Consider the following 17,449-nt stretch of genomic DNA (forward strand, 5'->3'; position numbering starts at 1 on the left):
CACTAACTTTATGTTAGCGGAGCATAAGATGAAAAATAAGTTAAGCAAACTGATACTGGCCGCGGCGACGCCGCGAGCGCTGGCGTTATAAACGTTCAGGCGGCACTGCCTGCGAGTGCTAAAGCACCTGATTTTGAGCTGCAGGGCGCGCTCGGCGGCAAACCCATCACTTTCTCATTGCAGCAGGCATTGCAAAAAGGCCCGGTAGTGCTCTACTTCTTTCCGGCCGCCTTCAGCGCGGGCTGTACTGTGGAAGCACACGACTTTGCGGAAGCCACCGACAGCTTCACCAAACTGGGTGCCACGGTTTTGTTGGCGTCACTGCAGGCAATACCGGGCAGGTCAGCGCGTTTTCCCGGTCAGAGTGCCGGGATAAATTTGCCGTAACAGCCGATCCGTGGGCAAAGATTGCCTCGCAGTACCAGATCACCATGCAGATGAAAGGTAAACACCGTCCGAACGCACTTCCTACGTGATAGCACCTGACCACAGCATTCTTCTGAGCTACACCGATCGTAACCCCGACAGCCATATCCAGAAAGCGCTGGACGCGGTCAAAACTTGGGATAAAGCCCATCCGACCACCCAATGATGCCCCGCGAGGCACGCCATGTTGACCGCCCTTTTTACCGTTGAGTTTAAACCGATAGCGCCATGCCTTTTTGCCGTCGGGTTTCACTTCGAGGTAGAGACCGTTGAAGTCGTTGAGCCGATAAAGTTTTTCTTTTGACCTGGCAGTGCGGCATAGCGGGTCTTTGTCTATTCCCTGCAACGTTATTGTACTTAGCTAAAATGATAATGGAAACGGTTTGTACTCATCTATATACTCGTTTTAGATTGCACTTTCATGAAATTATGTGAGACAGTGTGGATTTTATAGGGTTATGTGATTTTCATGAGATGTTCTGAAGCTTCATGAGACAACACATTTTTATTTAGACGTTAAACAAGAAATTCATCACATCGCCATCTTTAACGATATAATCCTTTCCTTCTGAACGCATTTTCCCGGCTTCTTTTGCGCCCTGTTCACCTCTATATGTGATGTAATCTTCAAACCCGATAGTCTGCGCACGGATAAAGCCCTTTTCAAAATCGGTATGAATTTTACCTGCAGCCTGCGGTGCGGTAGCGCCCACAGGAATTGTCCATGCGCGAACTTCTTTCACGCCTGCAGTGAAATAGGTTTGCAGGTTCAGCAGCGCGTAACCCGCGCGGATAACGCGGTTCAGGCCTGGCTCTTCAAGACCGAGTTCAGCCATAAACTCTGCGCGATCTTCATCTTCCAGCTCGGCAATATCGGATTCCACAGCAGCACACACCGGGACAACCACGGAACCTTCTTTTTCAGCAATTGCGCGCACCTGATCGAGATAGGGGTTATTTTCAAAGCCATCTTCATTGACGTTGGCAATGTACATGGTCGGCTTAAGGGTCAGGAAACTCAGGTAACGAATAGCGGTTTTTTCTTCCTCACTCAGGTTCAGTGAACGCAGCATGCCGGCATTTTCCAGATGGGGCAGACATTTTTCCAGTGCTGCCTGTTCCGCTTTCGCATCTTTATCGCCGCCTTTGGCCCGTTTTTGAACACGTTGCAGGGCGCGTTCACAGGTATCCAGATCGGACAAGGCCAGTTCAGTGTTGATCACGTCAATATCATCCGCCGGGTCAACTTTGTTGTTAACGTGAATGATATTGTCGTTTTCAAAACAGCGTACCACATGACCGATAGCCTCTGTTTCGCGGATGTTGGTCAGAAACTGGTTGCCTAGACCTTCGCCTTTTGATGCGCCTTTTACCAGACCGGCAATGTCCACGAATTCCATGGTGGTGGGCAGGATGCGTTGTGGTTTGACGATCTCGGCCAGCTGGTCCAGACGGGAATCAGGCATGGGAACCACGCCGGTATTAGGCTCAATGGTACAGAACGGGAAGTTCGCAGCCTCAATACCCGCTTTGGTTAACGCATTGAACAGGGTGGATTTACCGACGTTGGGCAGGCCCACAATACCGCATTTGAATCCCATGATTAAATCACCTTAATTTCTTGATAATCAGCAAGTTGAATGTTTTTCTGCTGTGTCTGAGCGTGTTGTTACCGCCTGTTTGGCGCATTATACACGTTATTGACTTTTATATGGCGTGGAATTCCTGTGGCAGGTCGGGATTGATGTTGAGATCTGGCTCACATTCCCGGATAATGACATAACTTGGCAACCGACGGAGTTCTCGCAGATGTCATCGCGCTGGCGCAGTTCCCAATGATGAAACATCAGGGGCTGTTGATGTACGGGCCTGTTGCGTTGGTGATGCTGATTGTCTGGCTCTTTCCGAAATTCACTAAAGTGCTCCCCGGCTCGCTGGCCGATATTTCGGGGACGCTGCCCATGTTTCATCTGCCGGATGCACCGTTAAGCGTGGAAACGCTAACAATTGTGCTGCCTTATTCGCTGATTATCGCACTGGTGGGACTGATAGAATCGTTACTCACCCTGGCCGTACTGGATGAAATGTACAGCAAAAAGGACGATTGCAATAAGGAATGTGTAGCGCAGGGGGTTGGCAATACGATTTGTGGTTTTTTTGGCAGCTTTACCGGGTGTGCGATGATTGGTCAGTCTGTCGAAATATATTGCCCTGTTACCTTTGGCGGTACTGGTGGGCATTATGTTTGTGGTGTGCATCAACACCTTTGAATGGACTTCACTTCGCCGTCTGAAGCGGATGCCGAAGCCCGACGCGGCGATCATGATTGCTGTTACGGTCGTCACTATCTTTACCGGCCTTGCTGTGGCGGTAATCTGTGGGGTTATTATTTCGGCGCTGGTTTTGCGTGGCAACATGCGCGTATTACCCTGGCAAGCCTGGAAGAGAGAGTGAAGGGCAAAAGACTTATCGACTGGAGGAGCTGCTCTTTTTTGGTTCCGTTGCCAGCTTCCATGAATTGTTCGATCCGGAGAATGACCCGGAAAATGTGGTTATCGACTTTGCCCGCACACGGGTCATGGACTCCAGCTGTGTTGAGACGATTGATAAGCTCACGGCTCGTTACCTTTCGGCAGGAAAAAATCTGCGTTTGCGCCATCTCAGCCCTGATTGTGTCAGCCTGCTGAAGCAGGCGGGACCATTTTGCAGCGTTGATACAGATGACTCTGACTACAAAGTTGCTGCTGATGAAGGTTAATGCTTAAAGCTTAAAGCCGTGAGTGCCTATAAGATAAAAAATCGTCGTATTGATCCTCGAATTACGGTCGTGACGCAGATTTATTGATAATGATGAAGAGTAAGATACCAACCGATGATCTTATCGTGCATTTCCTCTGACTTAGAAAAGCAAATTGTTCTGCGGGTCAGTCGTTTGATATGTGTGCGAAGATTAAGATTATGTCGTTCTGTCCGTTGGGTATATTTCTTGCTCACCACGTGGCTTGTTGCACTTAACAGAACTTTATAAACCGGCCAGGCATCTGTCATATAAAAGGCAAGGTTAAATTTGCTTAACAGGGCCAGCAATCGTCGCAGGGTCGGGGCATTTCTCGGGCCGAAGACGTGGGCCAGAGCACGTTTGCGGATACGGTCATAAGCATAGAACAACCACCGGGGATTGCTTTTACACCGCACGTAAGACCATTGTTCATCGGCTTCACAGCAGATAACAACCTCCGTTTCGGGGTCGATATTCTCAGCTACCTGCTTTGGCGAAATTTTTTTAAGTGCCGCAGAATCGTATTGAGGCTGATACCGAGAACCCGTGCGGTATCGCGACATCCGTAACCATTCATGGCCATATTAACAATGGTCTGGTGTGTGTCTGGTTTGGCACCGGAGTAGCTAAAGTTGAGCTGAAAGGTCTTTGAACAATGCTTGCAGATGTAACGTTGGGCACCGGATGCTGAATGTCCGTTACATCGTACAGCATGAGTTTCATTGCACTGAGGGCAGACGACATCAACTTTAGCCATATGTTACATCCAAAGCGCAAAGCATACGTGATCAGCAAGTCTGCGTCACGACCCGAATTACAGAATGAAAGACTGAAATTAATTTGTACGACGATTTTTATAACTGGCAGGAAGCTCATAAAACTGGCATTTAAAGCATGATAAATAACTTATTTTGCGTTCCGATTCACACCCTTGACGGGGAGTTGATCGCGCTTGATTTCACACAGAATAATCATGCGTCGATGAAGACCGTATCTGAAGCTGCGCAGATTGCTGAAAGCCATTTGCTGAATCAGCTGCTTGCTATAGAGCAGTATGCTGACTATTTCCGGCTTAACAATCTATTGTGCTGTGTGACGATAAATTTTCAGCTGGCAAAGGTGGTGATTGAGTCCGTGCTTATCCAGCATATACTCAGTCATTTACCCTTTATTCGGTTGAAGTTGACGGAGGATTTTCCCAATCTGCACGACGGCCCGAATAACCCTATTTTGCGCACGCTGGTTGAACAGCTAAATATTTTGTGGCTCGACGATCTCGGGGCTGGTGCGGCGAATCTGAATGCACTTCAGTCAAAGATGTTTGAAGCGGTGAAGCTGGACAGGCAGTTTTATCTGAAGAATGCCGGAAAGCCATTCTTCAACGTATTGATGGCGCATATTCGTCAGTATACCAGTCGGGTGATTGTGGATGGGGCTGAGAACCCGCTCGGGCTCAATAAGCTGGCAGATCACAAAATTTGGGGCGTACAGGGGTATTATTTGCCCGTGGTGCCGCTTTCAGATTTTAACGATCAGTAACCGCAGGTGGATGAGTAATACCGATGGCATTACGGCCATCGTGACCCTGTACATGATTCTGTGTAAATGCCTTTTCTCAGTAGTGACCGTCCGGGCGGTCACCGAACCCGATAATAAAACGGCTCATCGCCATACGCCAGACCCTCCGTGGCATCGTCCATTTCTGTGATGCGGCCTGGATTGCCAGCCACACCTCCTTCTTCACTGCGTCGTCAGTCGGGAGCACCTTCCGCTTCTTGATGGTTAGGAAACTGAATCATCGTTTTAAAAATTTCCTGACCATGAGCAGCAGTGTCTGTAATGCAGTAATGATGTGCCATCGGGAACGTTATGGTCATAAAATGGCATTTGCGGCGCGTTTTTAACCTGAAAGCTGTTTTTCAGACGCACTTATCCCGCAGTCTGTGCCAGAAGCCATCGTTTCCGGTCGATGTTATGCAGTCTTTCTGCCACCAACTCCGACGCGTGCCTCCCGGCCTGCGCACTGCTGAAGCGCAGTCGGTTGCCGCACAGAATGCATTTGTACGGATCCGTGCGCAGAAATTCTTTCATCAGCGCGGCGAAGCCGGGCTTCTCCGGTTTTTTCCGCGCTTCCATCTCCAGGGCTTCATACACCTTCGGCAGCAGGCTACCCCGTTTACGGTTTGATAAAAAACCGTAATAACGCACCATCTTAAAATGCTTCGCCGGGATATGGCTGATATAACGTCCGATCATATCTTCCTGCGTCAGCGTCTGCTGCCGGTACTGCTGCGTACGGTGGTCGTAATAGTGGTGCACCACCGCGCCGCCGCTGTAGTGCCTCAGCTTCGCCGCCGACACGGGGGCCGTTTCAGGTACCGGCCCAGATATTTGACGCTCCGCCAGGCCCCCCGGGTCTTCTTCGCGAAGTGGACCTTCCAGCGGCGCCCGTACTGCGCCTGCAGATAGCGCAGCCACTGTTTTTTGTCGTGGATATGCCCCAGCCCCGGCAGCCTGCCGGGGTTAATCAGGTCATAGCTGTGGCGCAGCAGCCGGATGACGGCTCCGCGCCAGATTTCCTCCACGGCATGCTTTTTAAAGAAGAGGTCGCGCCATACGCCGTGTTTAATATCAAGCCCGCCGCGGGTGACGGAGAGATGAATGTGGGGATGCTGGTTGAGCTGGCGACCGTAGGTGTGCAGGGCGCAGAAGATACCGACTTCCACACCCTGTTTTCTGGCCCAGCGGAGCATGGCGCGGGTGGCTGCGCGGAACAGGGCATTGAGCAGAGGCCAGTTATTGTTGAAAAAGGGCCACAGCAGATGGGGCATGGTGAAGGTGATATGCTGCCAGTCGCAGTCGGGCAGAATTTGCTGTTGCTCTGTAATCCACTGCTCCGTGGCCTTATGTCCGCAGGAGCTGCAGCCTTTTGATTTACAGGTCTGGCAGAAGAAGCGGGTGTGGGTGCAGTCCGGGGAGGCGCAGCAGTATCGCTTCACCCCCATGGCAGCAGTGCCGCAGGCGAGCATGCGCTCGACGCAGAGTACGGTCCAGGGGCTGAGGGTGTCCCCGTGTTTATCCATATACCGGTTCCAGGCGTCATCAGTGGTGAACAGCAGTTTTGCCGGGCGCGGGATATACATGCGGCGGATTATCGCTCTGCAGTGGCACCGGTATTATAGTGCCAGTCGTCACAGTCATCGGCCCAGTTGTCGGTGTGTTTATCCCAGGGAGCGAAGGTCACCGGCAGCATGCCGGATTCTGTGGCGATAATAAACACATCGGCTGGCATGGACTCAAGGACGACATCGCCGTCGGGTGAGTCAGGCGGCTCAAAGCCGCGGATGATGCAGACGAGAGGCGGGTCGAAGTGTGTATCGAGGAAAAACTGTGGCCCCAGGTGGACACAGTGACGAATGGCATCCTGCGGAGTGTCGTAAAAAACTCGTCGGGGTCGTCATAATCGCTCCGGGGCGGAATGGACACCAGAAAACGCTTAGGATATCCGGGTATAGCGCGTCGGGACGAGGGCGTGGGTTTACGCTTTCTGGGGGCTTTGCTACGGGCCATGTGAATGATTTCCTGAGAAATTAACATACCGCAGAGTATAAAGCTGTGAGCCGGTCATGAACACCCTCGGAACGGCAGAGCCGTGACGCTCGCCCTGTAAGGGCGCTATGTTCATGGCACCCTGGATCACGCTGTTCAGCGACTCGATGGCGCTGGTCGTGTCGAGCGTCTTGCGGATGTCTGCCGGGTAAGCGAAGAACGTCGACAGTCTGGCCCAGTTTGCCTGCCTTGTTTTTGATCAGCTCTTTACTCGTTCTGAAAATTCCAAAACCACATTATGAATATACAAGTCTGGTGTAGTAAGTTTATGATTAAATAGGATATAACTACATGGACTCTTTGTCGTGGCACGCATGTAGCACAAACTTGTTTAATTTGGCGTTCATCAACGTCAGTTGCCGGGTGTTCTCCTCCTCCATCCAGGTGCCATATATCCGGTATACCATTTGTGCATCAGCGTGTCCCATTTGAGAGGCGACAAAGTTTGGATTTGCTCCGGCTGATAAAGACCAGCAGGTACAGGTTGCCTGCACTGGTATGGCTTCCTGTATTTAATTCCAGCCCTCTTAAATTGCGGCTCTCCATGTTTGCGGCAGTGAAGATACGGTGTAATAGCTATCACTTTTTAAGTTGATGGCATTCACCTTTGGGTTAAAAACAAACATCAGCTCTTGTTGTTCCATCCTGCCCTGGCCACGGGAGATAAAGCTCGCCTCCTTTTGCTTGCTGCTCTGAAGGTTAAATTCCATGATTCCTGGTGTGATTATTAGTGGAACAGAATATGAAAACCGAAAGAAATGATGATGCAGCAAGCGCTGTCGGGCATAAGGTGAGTGGGCAGAATTGGATCATAAGCCTGCCGTCATCGTTGTGATGAAAGAGAAAAGGATTTATCTGCCAAAACCAGTACATCATCCTGGCGTTCGCGCTCAATCATCAAATGTAGTCATGCATGAAGGCAACGCGCATAAATCCTTTATAAAAATGTTTACCCGCAGTCCTAGAAGAAATCAGCTGGCTGAACGCTTCCACTTCTTGTTTATCGTGAAGTAATTTCGTGATTTTAAACATATCATGCATGCCTAAATAACCGCGATAAAATAAATCAAGTTTGACCAACGGCAGCCCCATTTTTTTTAAAATTATGGCGTTGAGGTGAATTTGTGACCCTTCAACACAGAACTCCAGACATCTGCCTTTCAGGGCATGGATTAATGCTTTATCCGGCTGTGGTGAGGATGTCTTAAGATGGTTAAGCCACTGCATAAACAGCATGGAATGAAGGTTTTTCTCTGGAGTATTCCCTCCTTTTTTTTCAGCAGACTGACTATGTTGATAACCAGCAGGCAACATCTCTTTGCTGTATTTTTTAAAATAAGAAGCAATGAATTTATCCTGACAAAATTTATCTTTCAGCAGAGTAGTCTGTTCACAGCTATGTTTTCCCATACTGACAGCGAAAGCCAAATCGACAATACTGGTGATATCATTGTGCGATCTTTCAATACCGGAGATATTATAAAGAGAAACAAAATCCTTATTTCCCATACTAATGGATTGCAGGACCTGTGACAGATGAATTTCCCCCTCGCTTTTTATTTTATGCTTTGAGTCGGTTTTTTTGTACTTTCGCCAGTATGCTATGAATTTCTCATTGTTAATTATCCCCCCGGAAAAGCTGATGAAATAAGAGTCAAGATATTTATCACAGGCGTGATTTTCAGTTGCTCCCAGCACGTTTTTTTCAGTGGTAATCATGGTGTCAACAAAATCATTTAGCCCATGTGAACTGTAAAAAACGCTGTCATTGCACATAATCAGTCGCTTGCAATGCTGATTCATTTGGTTTTTATAGATATAGTCAAAGCATTCTTTATAGCTTGCAAAGCTGCGACCGATATCATCGGTTTCAATATAAATATCGATAAGTGCTGATATTCTTTTTATTTCTTTTTTTTCCAGCGAGCAGGCATTGACTGCGATAATGCCTGCACCTTTTTCTTTCATTTTTTTCAAAAAACCTTCAATATCTTTTCGTAAGGATCCTTTTTTATTCAATGCAATGATCAGAAGGAGTTTTGTTGAATTTTTGTTTTCTAAGATAATATCTTTTTTACTTTTTGTTTTAACTGCTTTGATTAATGATACGCAGAGAAAGTGGTTTCTTAGGTAAAAATTTATAAGAGGATTTATACATTTTTTATTAATTATTGGCATGGCCACTATCCTTGGTTAACTAAAGGTGTTTTATAGCATTTTTTCTGATGCACAAGCAAACGCAAGCAATATAATGTGTCTTTTAGTGAATTTATATATGTATTTATTTTTTATTAATGTAATTTTTCTGTAATTATATGTTACACCCTTTTAGAGTCACGACAATGGCTGGCATCAATAATTCGGTATGCTGACTTATAAAACAGTATGGTGGTTCTTGCCTGAGTTAAGAAAGTTTGTACTTTATAGCGCCATTTTGGGTCGTGACGCAGATTTATTGATAATGATGAAGAGTAAGATACCAACCGATGATCTTATCGTGCATTTCCTCTGACTTCGAAAAGCAAATTGTTCTGCGGGTCAGTCGTTTGATATGTGTGCGAAGATTAAGATTATGCCGTTCTGTCCGTTGGGTATATTTCTTGCTCACCACGTGGCCTGTTGCACTTAACAGAACTTTATAAACCGGCCAGGCATCTGTCATATAAAAGGCAAGGTTAAATTTGCTTAACAGGGCCAGCAATCGTCGCAGGGTCGGGGCATTTCTCGGGCCGAAGACGTGGGCCAGAGCACGTTTGCGGATACGGTCATAAGCATAGAACAACCACCGGGGATTGCTTTTACACCGCACGTAAGACCATTGTTCACCGGCTTCACAGCAGATAACAACCTCCGTTTCGGGGTCGATATTCTCAGCTACCTGCTTTGGCGAAATTTTTTTACGTGCCGCAGAACCGTATTGAGGCTGATGCCGAGAACCCGTGCGGTATCGCGACATCCGTAACCATTCATGGCCATATTAACAATGGTCTGGTGTGTGTCTGGTTTGGCACCGGAGTAGCTAAAGTTGAGCAGAAAGGTCTTTGAACAATGCTTGCAGATGTAACGTTGGGCGCCGGATGCTGAATGTCCGTTACATCGTACAGCATGAGTTTCATTGCACTGAGGGCAGACGACATCAACTTTAGCCATATGTTACATCCAAAGCGCAAAGCATACGTAATCAGCAAGTCTGCGTCACGACCGCTCAACCTGTCATACTCATCAGTAGCTCAGGAACTTTCCAGGCTACGACATAACATAGACACAGCAGGCTATATGTCAGGACCTGTGTTATCAGATTCTTAACGATATAGCGACTGAATAACTGTCCGCAATAGTGCTCACTTTTGGCTAAATAATGGCGTCTGATATCGCTACAATTGCCCTTTACTAAGATGTGGCATCCTGCGTCAGGACAACACATGCCAGGAATCATGCAGTGAGAGCAGGCAGAGAATACAGTCCCAATACCTTACTCTGTACGGATTGGTCGAAAGTGGCACACCATTATGCGCAGTTATTCAGGGTAGAGAGGTTGATTACATCATCTTCTGTGATAAACCGGTCTTTTAAAGTGGCTATTTTATACTTTACGCAGAATGTTTCTGTTGAACTCAGTATCTGTTTTTTTATCCATCCAGATAACAATGGTCGACATTCTTATTTTGCCGTTGTTAAAGAAATGTGGTGAGAATAATTAACCAAATACAGCCTGAGAAAGTAAATGCTATCATCCATGGTCTGCGTTTCAAAATATGAAGAACAGTACTATCGATTAATATGATTTTTATGTTTTTCAGCAGTGGATTGATCGTCATGCCGTTAAACCTCATCAACTAAATACAGAATCGAGTGTCAAATATAACCAGCCGGACGTATACGAATAATAAACTGCCTTTTTTATTTTTCTATCATGCCGCTAATCTTGATCAAAAACACAAAAGTTATACTGGCTGCTACAAACATGGGCATTTATATTTGACAAAATCAGGAATCTGAACATTATCGGCGGTGGGGATTTTCACAGCGCTAATGACAAGGTTATGGCTGCGTTCAGCATTCTCTTAATACCGTGAACATTATGGGACATCAGCCGGAGAGTGACAGACCACGCGTCAAGGCTAAATAGCTGCGCCTGATACCGTTATACCTGGCATTGATGGCTATCTTGCAGGCCCGGCAGAGCGAAGTATGATATGATGTAACGCCAAATGGCAGCGAAAACGCCTCAATTCCCTATTCCTCAAGGGCTGACCAACCATGATGTACTATTCCGGGCAACTATTTAGTGTGGCTCTGGGGTCTGCTGAAGCGATGAAGCAGAAACCATCTTTGTGTTAGCGCAGGTTAATACCGCCGCGACGTCACCGCCAGGCAACACGACTGCGGCTGAATACGTAGGTGAACGAAGCCTGTTTCGACAGTCTTGTGACCACGCGATATTAACAGTCGTTGCCTGTGGCTATCATGAAAGAAACACGTAACGAAAAGCCCGTTCAGCATGTTTTTTTGCATCCGTTTTCCACCAACGGCTGATTGCCATTGTTACGGCTGAGTATCTGAAATACATAAGCTGACAGCCATCTGAATAAAGCCTGAAGGATTGAATCAGTAAAATGATGGCGTTGTGTGACAAAAAGATAGCAAACGGTGAACGATATGCCAGAAGCGTCCGGCACGGTCTGACGTATCAGAGTTCATTTTTGATGCAAAATGCTTCCCAGCTCATCCCTAAGGCCGCGGCGTGCTCTCGCAGATAAGCTTCGATGGCTTGTGCGGCGATCACCTTGTCAGGCTCCGCCAGCTGGATAGCAAAGATCATACCATCCAGCTTCTTTTCACGGATAAACGCTGCCCAGGCGCGATCCGCCTGCACAGACTGCAACTGTGCTAGCGTCATGCCCAACGGTGCCGCATCCTCAGCACTAAGTGCAGTAATGGCGGCGTTAATCTCGGGATAGGTGTCAAGGAACAGTTTTTTAGCGATGGCATAGTACTCTTCAACGGTTTTCATAACGGACCTGATATAGAAAAATGAGTGGCAGTTTACCTTCAGTAAGGCCGAAGTGAAATGTCAGGATAATACTGCGTAGCTTGCGATGGACCTGAAGACATTATAAGTTAGCGCCTGGTCGATGAGTCAGGAATAAAAAAATGAAAAAGTGGATGTTAGCCGCAGCCGCAGCGGTGGTGCTGTCTGGCTGTGCCCACGTACCGAGCTACCAAAGCGCAGTAAAAGCGCCACCACCTGCCAGTCTGGTAGGGTACTGGCAGAGCGTTGGGCCACAGCGCGGTCTGGTGAGTAAAGAGGCAATAGCCAGCCTGATTATCAATGCCGACGGCGATACGCTGGACTGCCGTCAGTGGCAGCGAGTCATTGCCAAACCGGGGAGGGTAACGCAATTCAGTGACGACTGGGTAAACATCAATATTGCATCGCGGATGATGCCGCTGACGTTGAAAGGTGGCGATCTGCATTACGATAAGCTGGTGCTGCAGCGGGTTAAACAACCCACGACAGAGTGCCAGGATGCGCTTGCCCACCTGACGGACGCCCCTGCGGTCACACCCGTTCAGGCGGCCTCCGTAGGAGGCAAACCACACCATAAATCGACGCTCAGAAACAGTAAATTTTAATGCCCGAGCATCTCCATGTAGAACCAGATTCTGCATGGAGCCGCCTTTAGTTCTGCAACCCCCATACGCTAACGCTGCCTGCATCACAACGAAACAGCGCATTTCCTTCATCATCTGAACTGACCGTTTCCTTGCGATGCCCCAGAAAATCCCGCCAGTTTTTATCGGCAAAGCGGGCACCGAGCGGCAGATTTTTCTCTCCCTCATCACCGTTGGACATAATAACCACGCAGACCGGAAGCTTCTCTGCTCCGCTGTGGGCGAAGGCAGCGCAATTGGTGTGATCGAACCATTCGGTCTGAATCCCGTGAGCATAAAGCTGACGGGCACGGATTAGTGCTTCCAGCTCGCGGATTGCCGGCATGTCAATGTGGTAAGTCTCACCATCGCCACCTTCATCTTCGGAGCTTGCGCCAAACAGGTCGGGATAAAACACCGCTGGAAGGCCCTGTTCACGCAACAGGATAAGTGCACAGGCCAGCGGTTTAAACCAGGCTTCTACCGGCGCTTCCAGCAACTGCAGCGGCCGGGTGTTATGATTCACAACGATAGTCACCGCGTGCCAGGAATCGGCCGCGAGCAGCGTGTCATTGAAAATTGTGCTGAGGTCATAGTCAGCGCCCTCGCGGGAGGCATGATGAAAATTCATCTGCAGCGGCACGTCAAACAGCATGGTTTTACCGTTTACCTGGTCAATATAGTGTTGCAGCTTATCAACATCATGGGACCAGTATTCCGCGACGATAAAAAGCGGCGGTTCTGCCACCTGTTGAATATGGTCTATCCATTCTTTATAAAACCAGGCAGGAATGTGTTTGACCGCATCAAGGCGAAAGCCAGTTCAGGGAATCTGTTCGGGCATCCAGCGCGCCCAGTATTTCAGTTCTTCAGTGACCGCATGATGGCGAAAGTCGATATTGGCACCCATCAAATAATCGAAGTTGCCCAGTTCGTCATCCACCTGAACGTTCCAGTCTTCGCCAGTATAATAATCATTGACGATTTTAAAGACGCCATTTTCATCGGGGTTTTCGATATGATCGATGCCGCTAAAGCATTTGAAACCCCAGACGAACTGTGAATATTCGCCGTTCCGCACAGGGAAAGTAAAGCGTGTCCATGCTTCTGCCTCAATCACCTCAGGGTCTGTCTCCCCCGGTTATCGGGATTTGCGTATTCCGACCTAAACCGACCATTGATTCCGACCCAAACCGACCATTGATTCCGATTTAATCCGATCGCACTTTCCGATTTAATTCGACCACGAATTCCGATTTGTTCCGGCCAGATTTGGCCATCCGTCGGAATCCCGCGCTTTTCACTTTTAAAACAATGGACAACACTTTCTCCTGATAACCCATCTTCCGGAGACGTGTCGCCATCGCAAGACTGAGAACGCGGATGAGTAAAATTAAAGAACTGCTGCGCCTTAAATTTGACTGTCACCTGCCCAACAGGAGCATCTCAGCCTGTCTGAATATCGGGTGCAGCACCGTATCTGATGTGGTCACCCGCTTCAGGGGGAGCCAGCTGGCGTGGCCCCTGCCGGAGGAGATGACGGAATCACAGCTCGAAGCGTTGCTCTATACCGGACGCGCCAGCGACAGCCATAAACGGATGCCGGACTTCCCGCTGTGCCACCAGGAACTGAAGCGTAAGGGGATGACCAAAATCCTGCTCTGGCAGGAATATCAACAGGACGCTGGCGAAAATGCCTACGGCTACAGCCAGTTCTGCAACCTCTACAACGACTGGCTGAAGCTACAGAAGCATAGCATGCGTCAGCATCATGTCGCCGGTGAGAAACTGTTCCTCGACTTCTGCGGGCCGACGATCCCTGTTATCAACCCGGATACGGGTGAGGTCCGGCAGGCTCACATCTTCGTGGCCACATTCGGTGCCTCAAACTACACCTATGTTGAGGCCTGTGAAAACCAGCGGCAGGAAAGCTGGCTGATGGCCCACGTCAGGGCGTTCGAGTTCTTCGGCGGTGTTCCCCAGCTTCTTGTGCCGGATAATCTGAAAGCAGCGGTCAGCCGCGCAGACCGCTACGAGCCGGTGCTGAACGAGAACTATCGCAAGCTGGCCCGGCACTATAACACGGCGATGATCCCGGCCCGGCCCCGCAAACCGAAAGACAAACCCAAAGTCGAAAATGCCGTTCTGGTCGTGGAGCGCTGGATCCTGATGTGGTTGCGGCATGAGGTGTTCCATACGCTGGCCGCGCTGAATCTGGCCATCAGTGAGCTACTGCAGGAACTGAATGAGCGGCCGTTCCGTCGGTTGCCGGGTTGCAGGAAAAGCCTGTATGAACAACTGGATAAACCCGCCCTGAAGGCTCTCCCGCCATACTGGTATGAATACGTTGATATCCGCCGGGCAAAGGTCGGCCCGGACTATCACGTGCTGTACAGCAAACATGCGTACTCCGTCTCTCACGCGCTGGTTGGCAGCCATATCGATATCGAGGCAGGAGCCCGACTGGTCCGCCTCTATCACCGTGGAACACTGGTAGCCCGGCATCCACGGGCACAGCAACAGGGTGGCTTCACCACGCAAGCAGAGCATATGCCGGAATCCCATCGCCGACAGCGATGGAGCCCGGAGCGGCTGGTGTCGTGGGGCGAGAGCATCGGCAGCACCACCCGTGCCGTGGTGGCATGGCACCTGCACCATCGCGCACATCCGGAACAGGCTTACCGGACCTGCCTGGGTCTGCTCAATCTCAGCCGTGAATATGGCGATACCCGGCTGGAAAACGCCTGCCAGCAGGCGTTGTTACTGGAGCGCCCATGGCGTCAGGTGATCCTGAATCTGCTGACAAACCACCGGGACCGGCTGAAAGACGAAGTGCCGGATGAGTCCCCTGTAGAGCACAGCAACGTACGCGGTGCCGGGTACTACCACTGAGGAGAAAATAATGCACAACAACCTGCTGGAACAGATACGCGCCCTGCGGCTGGGGCACATGAGCAACGCGCTGGAGTTGCAATGGTCGCAGCCGATGACCTACACCTCGCTGAGCTTCGAGGAACGGCTGGGCCTCCTGCTGGAGCACGAACTGCTGCAGCAGGAGGTCTCGAAGGTCAACCGTCTGCGAAGACAGTCGAAACTGAGACTGGATGCGCAGCCTTCACAGCTTGACTACCGGCCGGAACGGGGGCTGAACCGGCAGTTGCTGGTACAGCTGCTGACAGGCACCTATGTTCACCGTCATGAAAATGTGCTGATCACCGGCCCCACGGGATGCGGAAAAACGTACGTTGCCTGTGCCCTGGGTGAGCAGGCCTGCCAGCAGCATATCCAGGTGGTGTATTATCGGCTGACGCGGCTGCTTGATGACCTGAATATCGGGCATGCCGACGGGAGTTACCAGAAGCAACTGCTGCATCTGTCGAAAAAGGACCTGCTCATCCTTGATGACTGGGGTCTTGAGAAGCTGAACACCCGCCAGGCCTCAGAGCTGCTGGAAGTGATGGAGGACAGATACCAGCGGGGAAGCACCATCATCATCAGTCAGCTACCGGTGAGTGAATGGTACAAGCTGGTAGGCAACCCGACGGTAGCCGATGCCCTGATGGACCGGCTACTGCACAACGGACATCGCGTTGAGCTCAGGGGCGAATCAATGCGTAAACTGGCGCAAACCGATCAGACGGGTTAAAAACTAAAGGAAGAAATAACCAGCGCGGGAAGCGCGATCGAAATCGCCGGAATCACTGACCGGAATCATCGGAATACGCAGGATTGACGTGGTTGACCTGGACGTTTTCTTTCTCATCCGCACCATATCCATAATCACCCCAACGCCCGCAGCGCATCCACGGCGGTCTGCAGCTGCGTTTTATCACCGTATTTGGTGGCACGGGAACCTTTTTGATCGAACTCGACAAGATCGAAGAGATCGTAAGTATCATAACCCACCGAATATCCCTCTGATCCGCCTTTATGAGCGGGAGGAAGCCAGGCGTCGGTGATGTCAGTTTCTGCCAGCCATGCCGTGTGTTCGGGGGCTTCCGACCAGAGTTTGCTGCTGTCAGGGTAATTCCAGTGGAAGAATTGCAACAGGCTGGGGTTGTGCATCTCCGTGCCCCAGTTTTTAGCGGGTGAATCTGCAGTATGGAACAGGCGGGGAAAAAAGCGCGGACCGGCACGGATATTTTATAACGTACTGGTCCTCTTAAAGAAATGAGTGATATTCATACTGCGGTATCTGTCAGATGCCGCCCGGTCCGTGTGCAAACAGCACTACTCCCTGTACCCGGGTATAGGCTTTATTAACGGATTTTTGCCGACTTGCCTGACCGATCAGTGAGGAGAGTTCGGTCATCCTTGCTTGCAGCAGATTTTTCACTTCAGCTTCATTGTCCAGAATATGGCGCAGAACAGGGCGTAACTGATCTTGCACCTGTGCCGGTATCGGATTTTGTTTGGTGCTTTCCGCCAGTTTTTCTACCGCGCTGACATAAACGACTTCCATTTCAATCAACTCTTCCCAGCTTCCCTCGGTAGCGAGACGCAGCATCGTCTGACTGAGCACTAACAATTGTTGGTAAATCGTAAGTATGTGCGGCGCAATATTCATTTAAACGGCATCCTGAAGAGCAGTGGTTCCAGAAACTTCTTTCCAGGCGTCGGCGATGTTGCGCAGCAACGTTTCGACTTCCTGAATCGCTTCGCTGTCATTGTGCAAATTAGCCTGTAACAGGCGATGCACCATATAGCGATATAACGAGGTGAGATTATCAGCCAGCGAATCACCGCTGTTTTCATCCAGCCCTTTTTTTAAGCCATTTTCAATAATGTTAATGGCTTTGGAGAGAGATTCTCCCTTACCTGCAATATTGCCATCGAGTAAAAATAACCGGCTGCGGACCAGGGCACTGAGTGCCCCATCAAACAGCAGAGTGACCAGTTGGTCAGGGCTGGCACTCATCACCGCGCTTTCAACCCCGATTTTTGCATAGGCTTTGGTCCCGCTTGCGCTATACATGTTTT

At 49.7% G+C, this 17,449-nt stretch carries 13 protein-coding genes and 8 pseudogenes; 6 read left to right on the plus strand and 15 right to left on the minus strand.

Going from position 1 to position 17,449, the window contains the following annotated elements:
• Positions 1-87: 87 nt before the first annotated feature.
• A pseudogene (locus LU633_RS10710) lies at positions 88-592 on the plus strand (peroxiredoxin).
• A 33-nt stretch (positions 593-625) separates the two neighbouring features.
• Here LU633_RS10710 and LU633_RS10715 read toward each other — a convergent pair.
• Both LU633_RS10715 and ychF read right to left on the minus strand, forming a co-directional pair.
• Positions 626-763: pseudogene (locus LU633_RS10715) on the minus strand (Arm DNA-binding domain-containing protein); the annotation flags it as partial.
• A gap of 172 nt (positions 764-935) precedes the next feature.
• Positions 936-2,027 (minus strand): redox-regulated ATPase YchF, encoded by a 1,092-nt coding sequence (gene ychF, locus LU633_RS10720; protein ID WP_016192857.1) that lies wholly within the window; start codon positions 2,025-2,027, stop codon positions 936-938.
• A 201-nt stretch (positions 2,028-2,228) separates the two neighbouring features.
• On the opposite strand from ychF, the pseudogene LU633_RS10725 reads away from it, so the two are divergent.
• Positions 2,229-3,184: pseudogene (locus LU633_RS10725) on the plus strand (SulP family inorganic anion transporter); the annotation flags it as partial.
• Positions 3,185-3,264: 80 nt separating this feature from the next.
• Here the strand turns inward: LU633_RS10725 and LU633_RS10730 are convergent.
• Positions 3,265-3,962, minus strand: a protein-coding gene (locus LU633_RS10730; RefSeq protein ID WP_325175736.1) for an IS1 family transposase whose coding sequence is annotated in 2 segments (ribosomal slippage) — positions 3,265-3,701 and positions 3,701-3,962 — 699 coding nt in all. Because the reading frame shifts where the segments join, the coding sequence is not laid out codon by codon here.
• Between the two features lie 224 nt (positions 3,963-4,186).
• Between LU633_RS10730 and LU633_RS10740 the strand changes: the two genes are divergently transcribed.
• Positions 4,187-4,744, plus strand: coding sequence for an EAL domain-containing protein (locus LU633_RS10740; protein ID WP_232426929.1), 558 nt, complete (start codon positions 4,187-4,189; stop codon positions 4,742-4,744).
• 76 nt (positions 4,745-4,820) lie between these two features.
• Here LU633_RS10740 and LU633_RS10745 read toward each other — a convergent pair.
• The 8 genes and pseudogenes from LU633_RS10745 to LU633_RS10785 form a co-directional block, all read right to left on the minus strand.
• Positions 4,821-4,985 (minus strand): annotated as a pseudogene (locus tag LU633_RS10745) (IS256 family transposase); the annotation flags it as partial.
• 149 nt (positions 4,986-5,134) lie between these two features.
• Positions 5,135-6,348, minus strand: a pseudogene (locus LU633_RS10755) (IS91 family transposase).
• 8 nt (positions 6,349-6,356) lie between these two features.
• Entirely contained in the window at positions 6,357-6,497 is a 141-nt protein-coding gene (locus LU633_RS10760) for a hypothetical protein (RefSeq protein ID WP_161796965.1), read from the minus strand.
• A gap of 390 nt (positions 6,498-6,887) precedes the next feature.
• A pseudogene (locus LU633_RS26180) lies at positions 6,888-7,013 on the minus strand (IS256 family transposase); the annotation flags it as partial.
• 328 nt (positions 7,014-7,341) lie between these two features.
• The gene (locus LU633_RS10765; RefSeq protein WP_016192853.1) at positions 7,342-7,524 is read right to left on the minus strand and encodes a hypothetical protein; all 183 of its coding nucleotides are present in this window, start codon (positions 7,522-7,524) and stop codon (positions 7,342-7,344) included.
• A gap of 187 nt (positions 7,525-7,711) precedes the next feature.
• Positions 7,712-8,992, minus strand: coding sequence for a rhamnan synthesis F family protein (locus tag LU633_RS10770; RefSeq protein ID WP_046372015.1), 1,281 nt, complete (start codon positions 8,990-8,992; stop codon positions 7,712-7,714).
• A 274-nt stretch (positions 8,993-9,266) separates the two neighbouring features.
• Positions 9,267-9,964 (minus strand): IS1 family transposase gene (locus tag LU633_RS10775; RefSeq protein WP_233481952.1). Its coding sequence is split into 2 segments (ribosomal slippage): positions 9,267-9,715 and positions 9,715-9,964, totalling 699 coding nucleotides; the frame shifts between segments, so codons are not numbered across the junction.
• A 1,540-nt stretch (positions 9,965-11,504) separates the two neighbouring features.
• A complete protein-coding gene (locus LU633_RS10785; RefSeq protein ID WP_016192849.1) occupies positions 11,505-11,828 on the minus strand; it encodes a DUF6388 family protein in 324 nt (107 codons plus the stop codon).
• Positions 11,829-11,968: 140 nt separating this feature from the next.
• On the opposite strand from LU633_RS10785, the gene yedD reads away from it, so the two are divergent.
• Positions 11,969-12,451 (plus strand): lipoprotein YedD, encoded by a 483-nt coding sequence (gene yedD, locus LU633_RS10790; RefSeq protein ID WP_016192848.1) that lies wholly within the window; start codon positions 11,969-11,971, stop codon positions 12,449-12,451.
• A 46-nt stretch (positions 12,452-12,497) separates the two neighbouring features.
• Here the strand turns inward: yedD and amyA are convergent.
• A pseudogene (gene amyA, locus LU633_RS10795) lies at positions 12,498-13,592 on the minus strand (alpha-amylase); the annotation flags it as partial.
• A 239-nt stretch (positions 13,593-13,831) separates the two neighbouring features.
• Between amyA and istA the strand changes: the two are divergent.
• The gene (gene istA, locus LU633_RS10800; protein ID WP_046372016.1) at positions 13,832-15,361 is read left to right on the plus strand and encodes an IS21 family transposase; all 1,530 of its coding nucleotides are present in this window, start codon (positions 13,832-13,834) and stop codon (positions 15,359-15,361) included.
• A gap of 10 nt (positions 15,362-15,371) precedes the next feature.
• Positions 15,372-16,115 carry an IS21-like element helper ATPase IstB gene (gene istB, locus LU633_RS10805; RefSeq protein WP_046372017.1) on the plus strand — a complete coding sequence of 248 codons (744 nt, stop codon included), beginning with the start codon at positions 15,372-15,374 and terminating at the stop codon, positions 16,113-16,115.
• Between the two features lie 79 nt (positions 16,116-16,194).
• On the opposite strand, the pseudogene LU633_RS10810 reads toward istB, so the two are convergent.
• The 3 genes and pseudogenes from LU633_RS10810 to fliS all read right to left on the minus strand — a co-directional run.
• Positions 16,195-16,534, minus strand: a pseudogene (locus tag LU633_RS10810) (alpha-amylase); the annotation flags it as partial.
• 133 nt (positions 16,535-16,667) lie between these two features.
• Entirely contained in the window at positions 16,668-17,036 is a 369-nt protein-coding gene (gene fliT / locus LU633_RS10815; protein ID WP_016192845.1) for a flagella biosynthesis regulatory protein FliT, read from the minus strand.
• Positions 17,037-17,444: a flagellar export chaperone FliS gene (gene fliS, locus LU633_RS10820; RefSeq protein WP_016192844.1), complete on the minus strand. Its 408-nt coding sequence runs from the start codon at positions 17,442-17,444 to the stop codon at positions 17,037-17,039.
• Positions 17,445-17,449 lie beyond the last annotated feature (5 nt).

It is taken from the genome of Erwinia tracheiphila (genome assembly GCF_021365465.1).
Taxonomy (GTDB): Bacteria; Pseudomonadota; Gammaproteobacteria; order Enterobacterales; family Enterobacteriaceae; genus Erwinia; species Erwinia tracheiphila.

What these genes read in the sequence shown, in the direction of transcription:
- yedD (WP_016192848.1), top strand. Translation starts at nt 11,969, where the DNA reads ATGAAAAAGTGGATGTTAGCCGCAGCCGCAGCGGTGGTGCTGTCTGGC.
- LU633_RS10770 (WP_046372015.1), bottom strand. Translation starts at nt 8,992, where the DNA reads ATGCCAATAATTAATAAAAAATGTATAAATCCTCTTATAAATTTTTAC.
- ychF (WP_016192857.1), bottom strand. Translation starts at nt 2,027, where the DNA reads ATGGGATTCAAATGCGGTATTGTGGGCCTGCCCAACGTCGGTAAATCC.
- LU633_RS10740 (WP_232426929.1), top strand. Translation starts at nt 4,187, where the DNA reads ATGAAGACCGTATCTGAAGCTGCGCAGATTGCTGAAAGCCATTTGCTG.
- fliT (WP_016192845.1), bottom strand. Translation starts at nt 17,036, where the DNA reads ATGAATATTGCGCCGCACATACTTACGATTTACCAACAATTGTTAGTG.
- istB (WP_046372017.1), top strand. Translation starts at nt 15,372, where the DNA reads ATGCACAACAACCTGCTGGAACAGATACGCGCCCTGCGGCTGGGGCAC.
- LU633_RS10765 (WP_016192853.1), bottom strand. Translation starts at nt 7,524, where the DNA reads ATGGAATTTAACCTTCAGAGCAGCAAGCAAAAGGAGGCGAGCTTTATC.
- LU633_RS10760 (WP_161796965.1), bottom strand. Translation starts at nt 6,497, where the DNA reads ATGCCAGCCGATGTGTTTATTATCGCCACAGAATCCGGCATGCTGCCG.
- fliS (WP_016192844.1), bottom strand. Translation starts at nt 17,444, where the DNA reads ATGTATAGCGCAAGCGGGACCAAAGCCTATGCAAAAATCGGGGTTGAA.
- LU633_RS10785 (WP_016192849.1), bottom strand. Translation starts at nt 11,828, where the DNA reads ATGAAAACCGTTGAAGAGTACTATGCCATCGCTAAAAAACTGTTCCTT.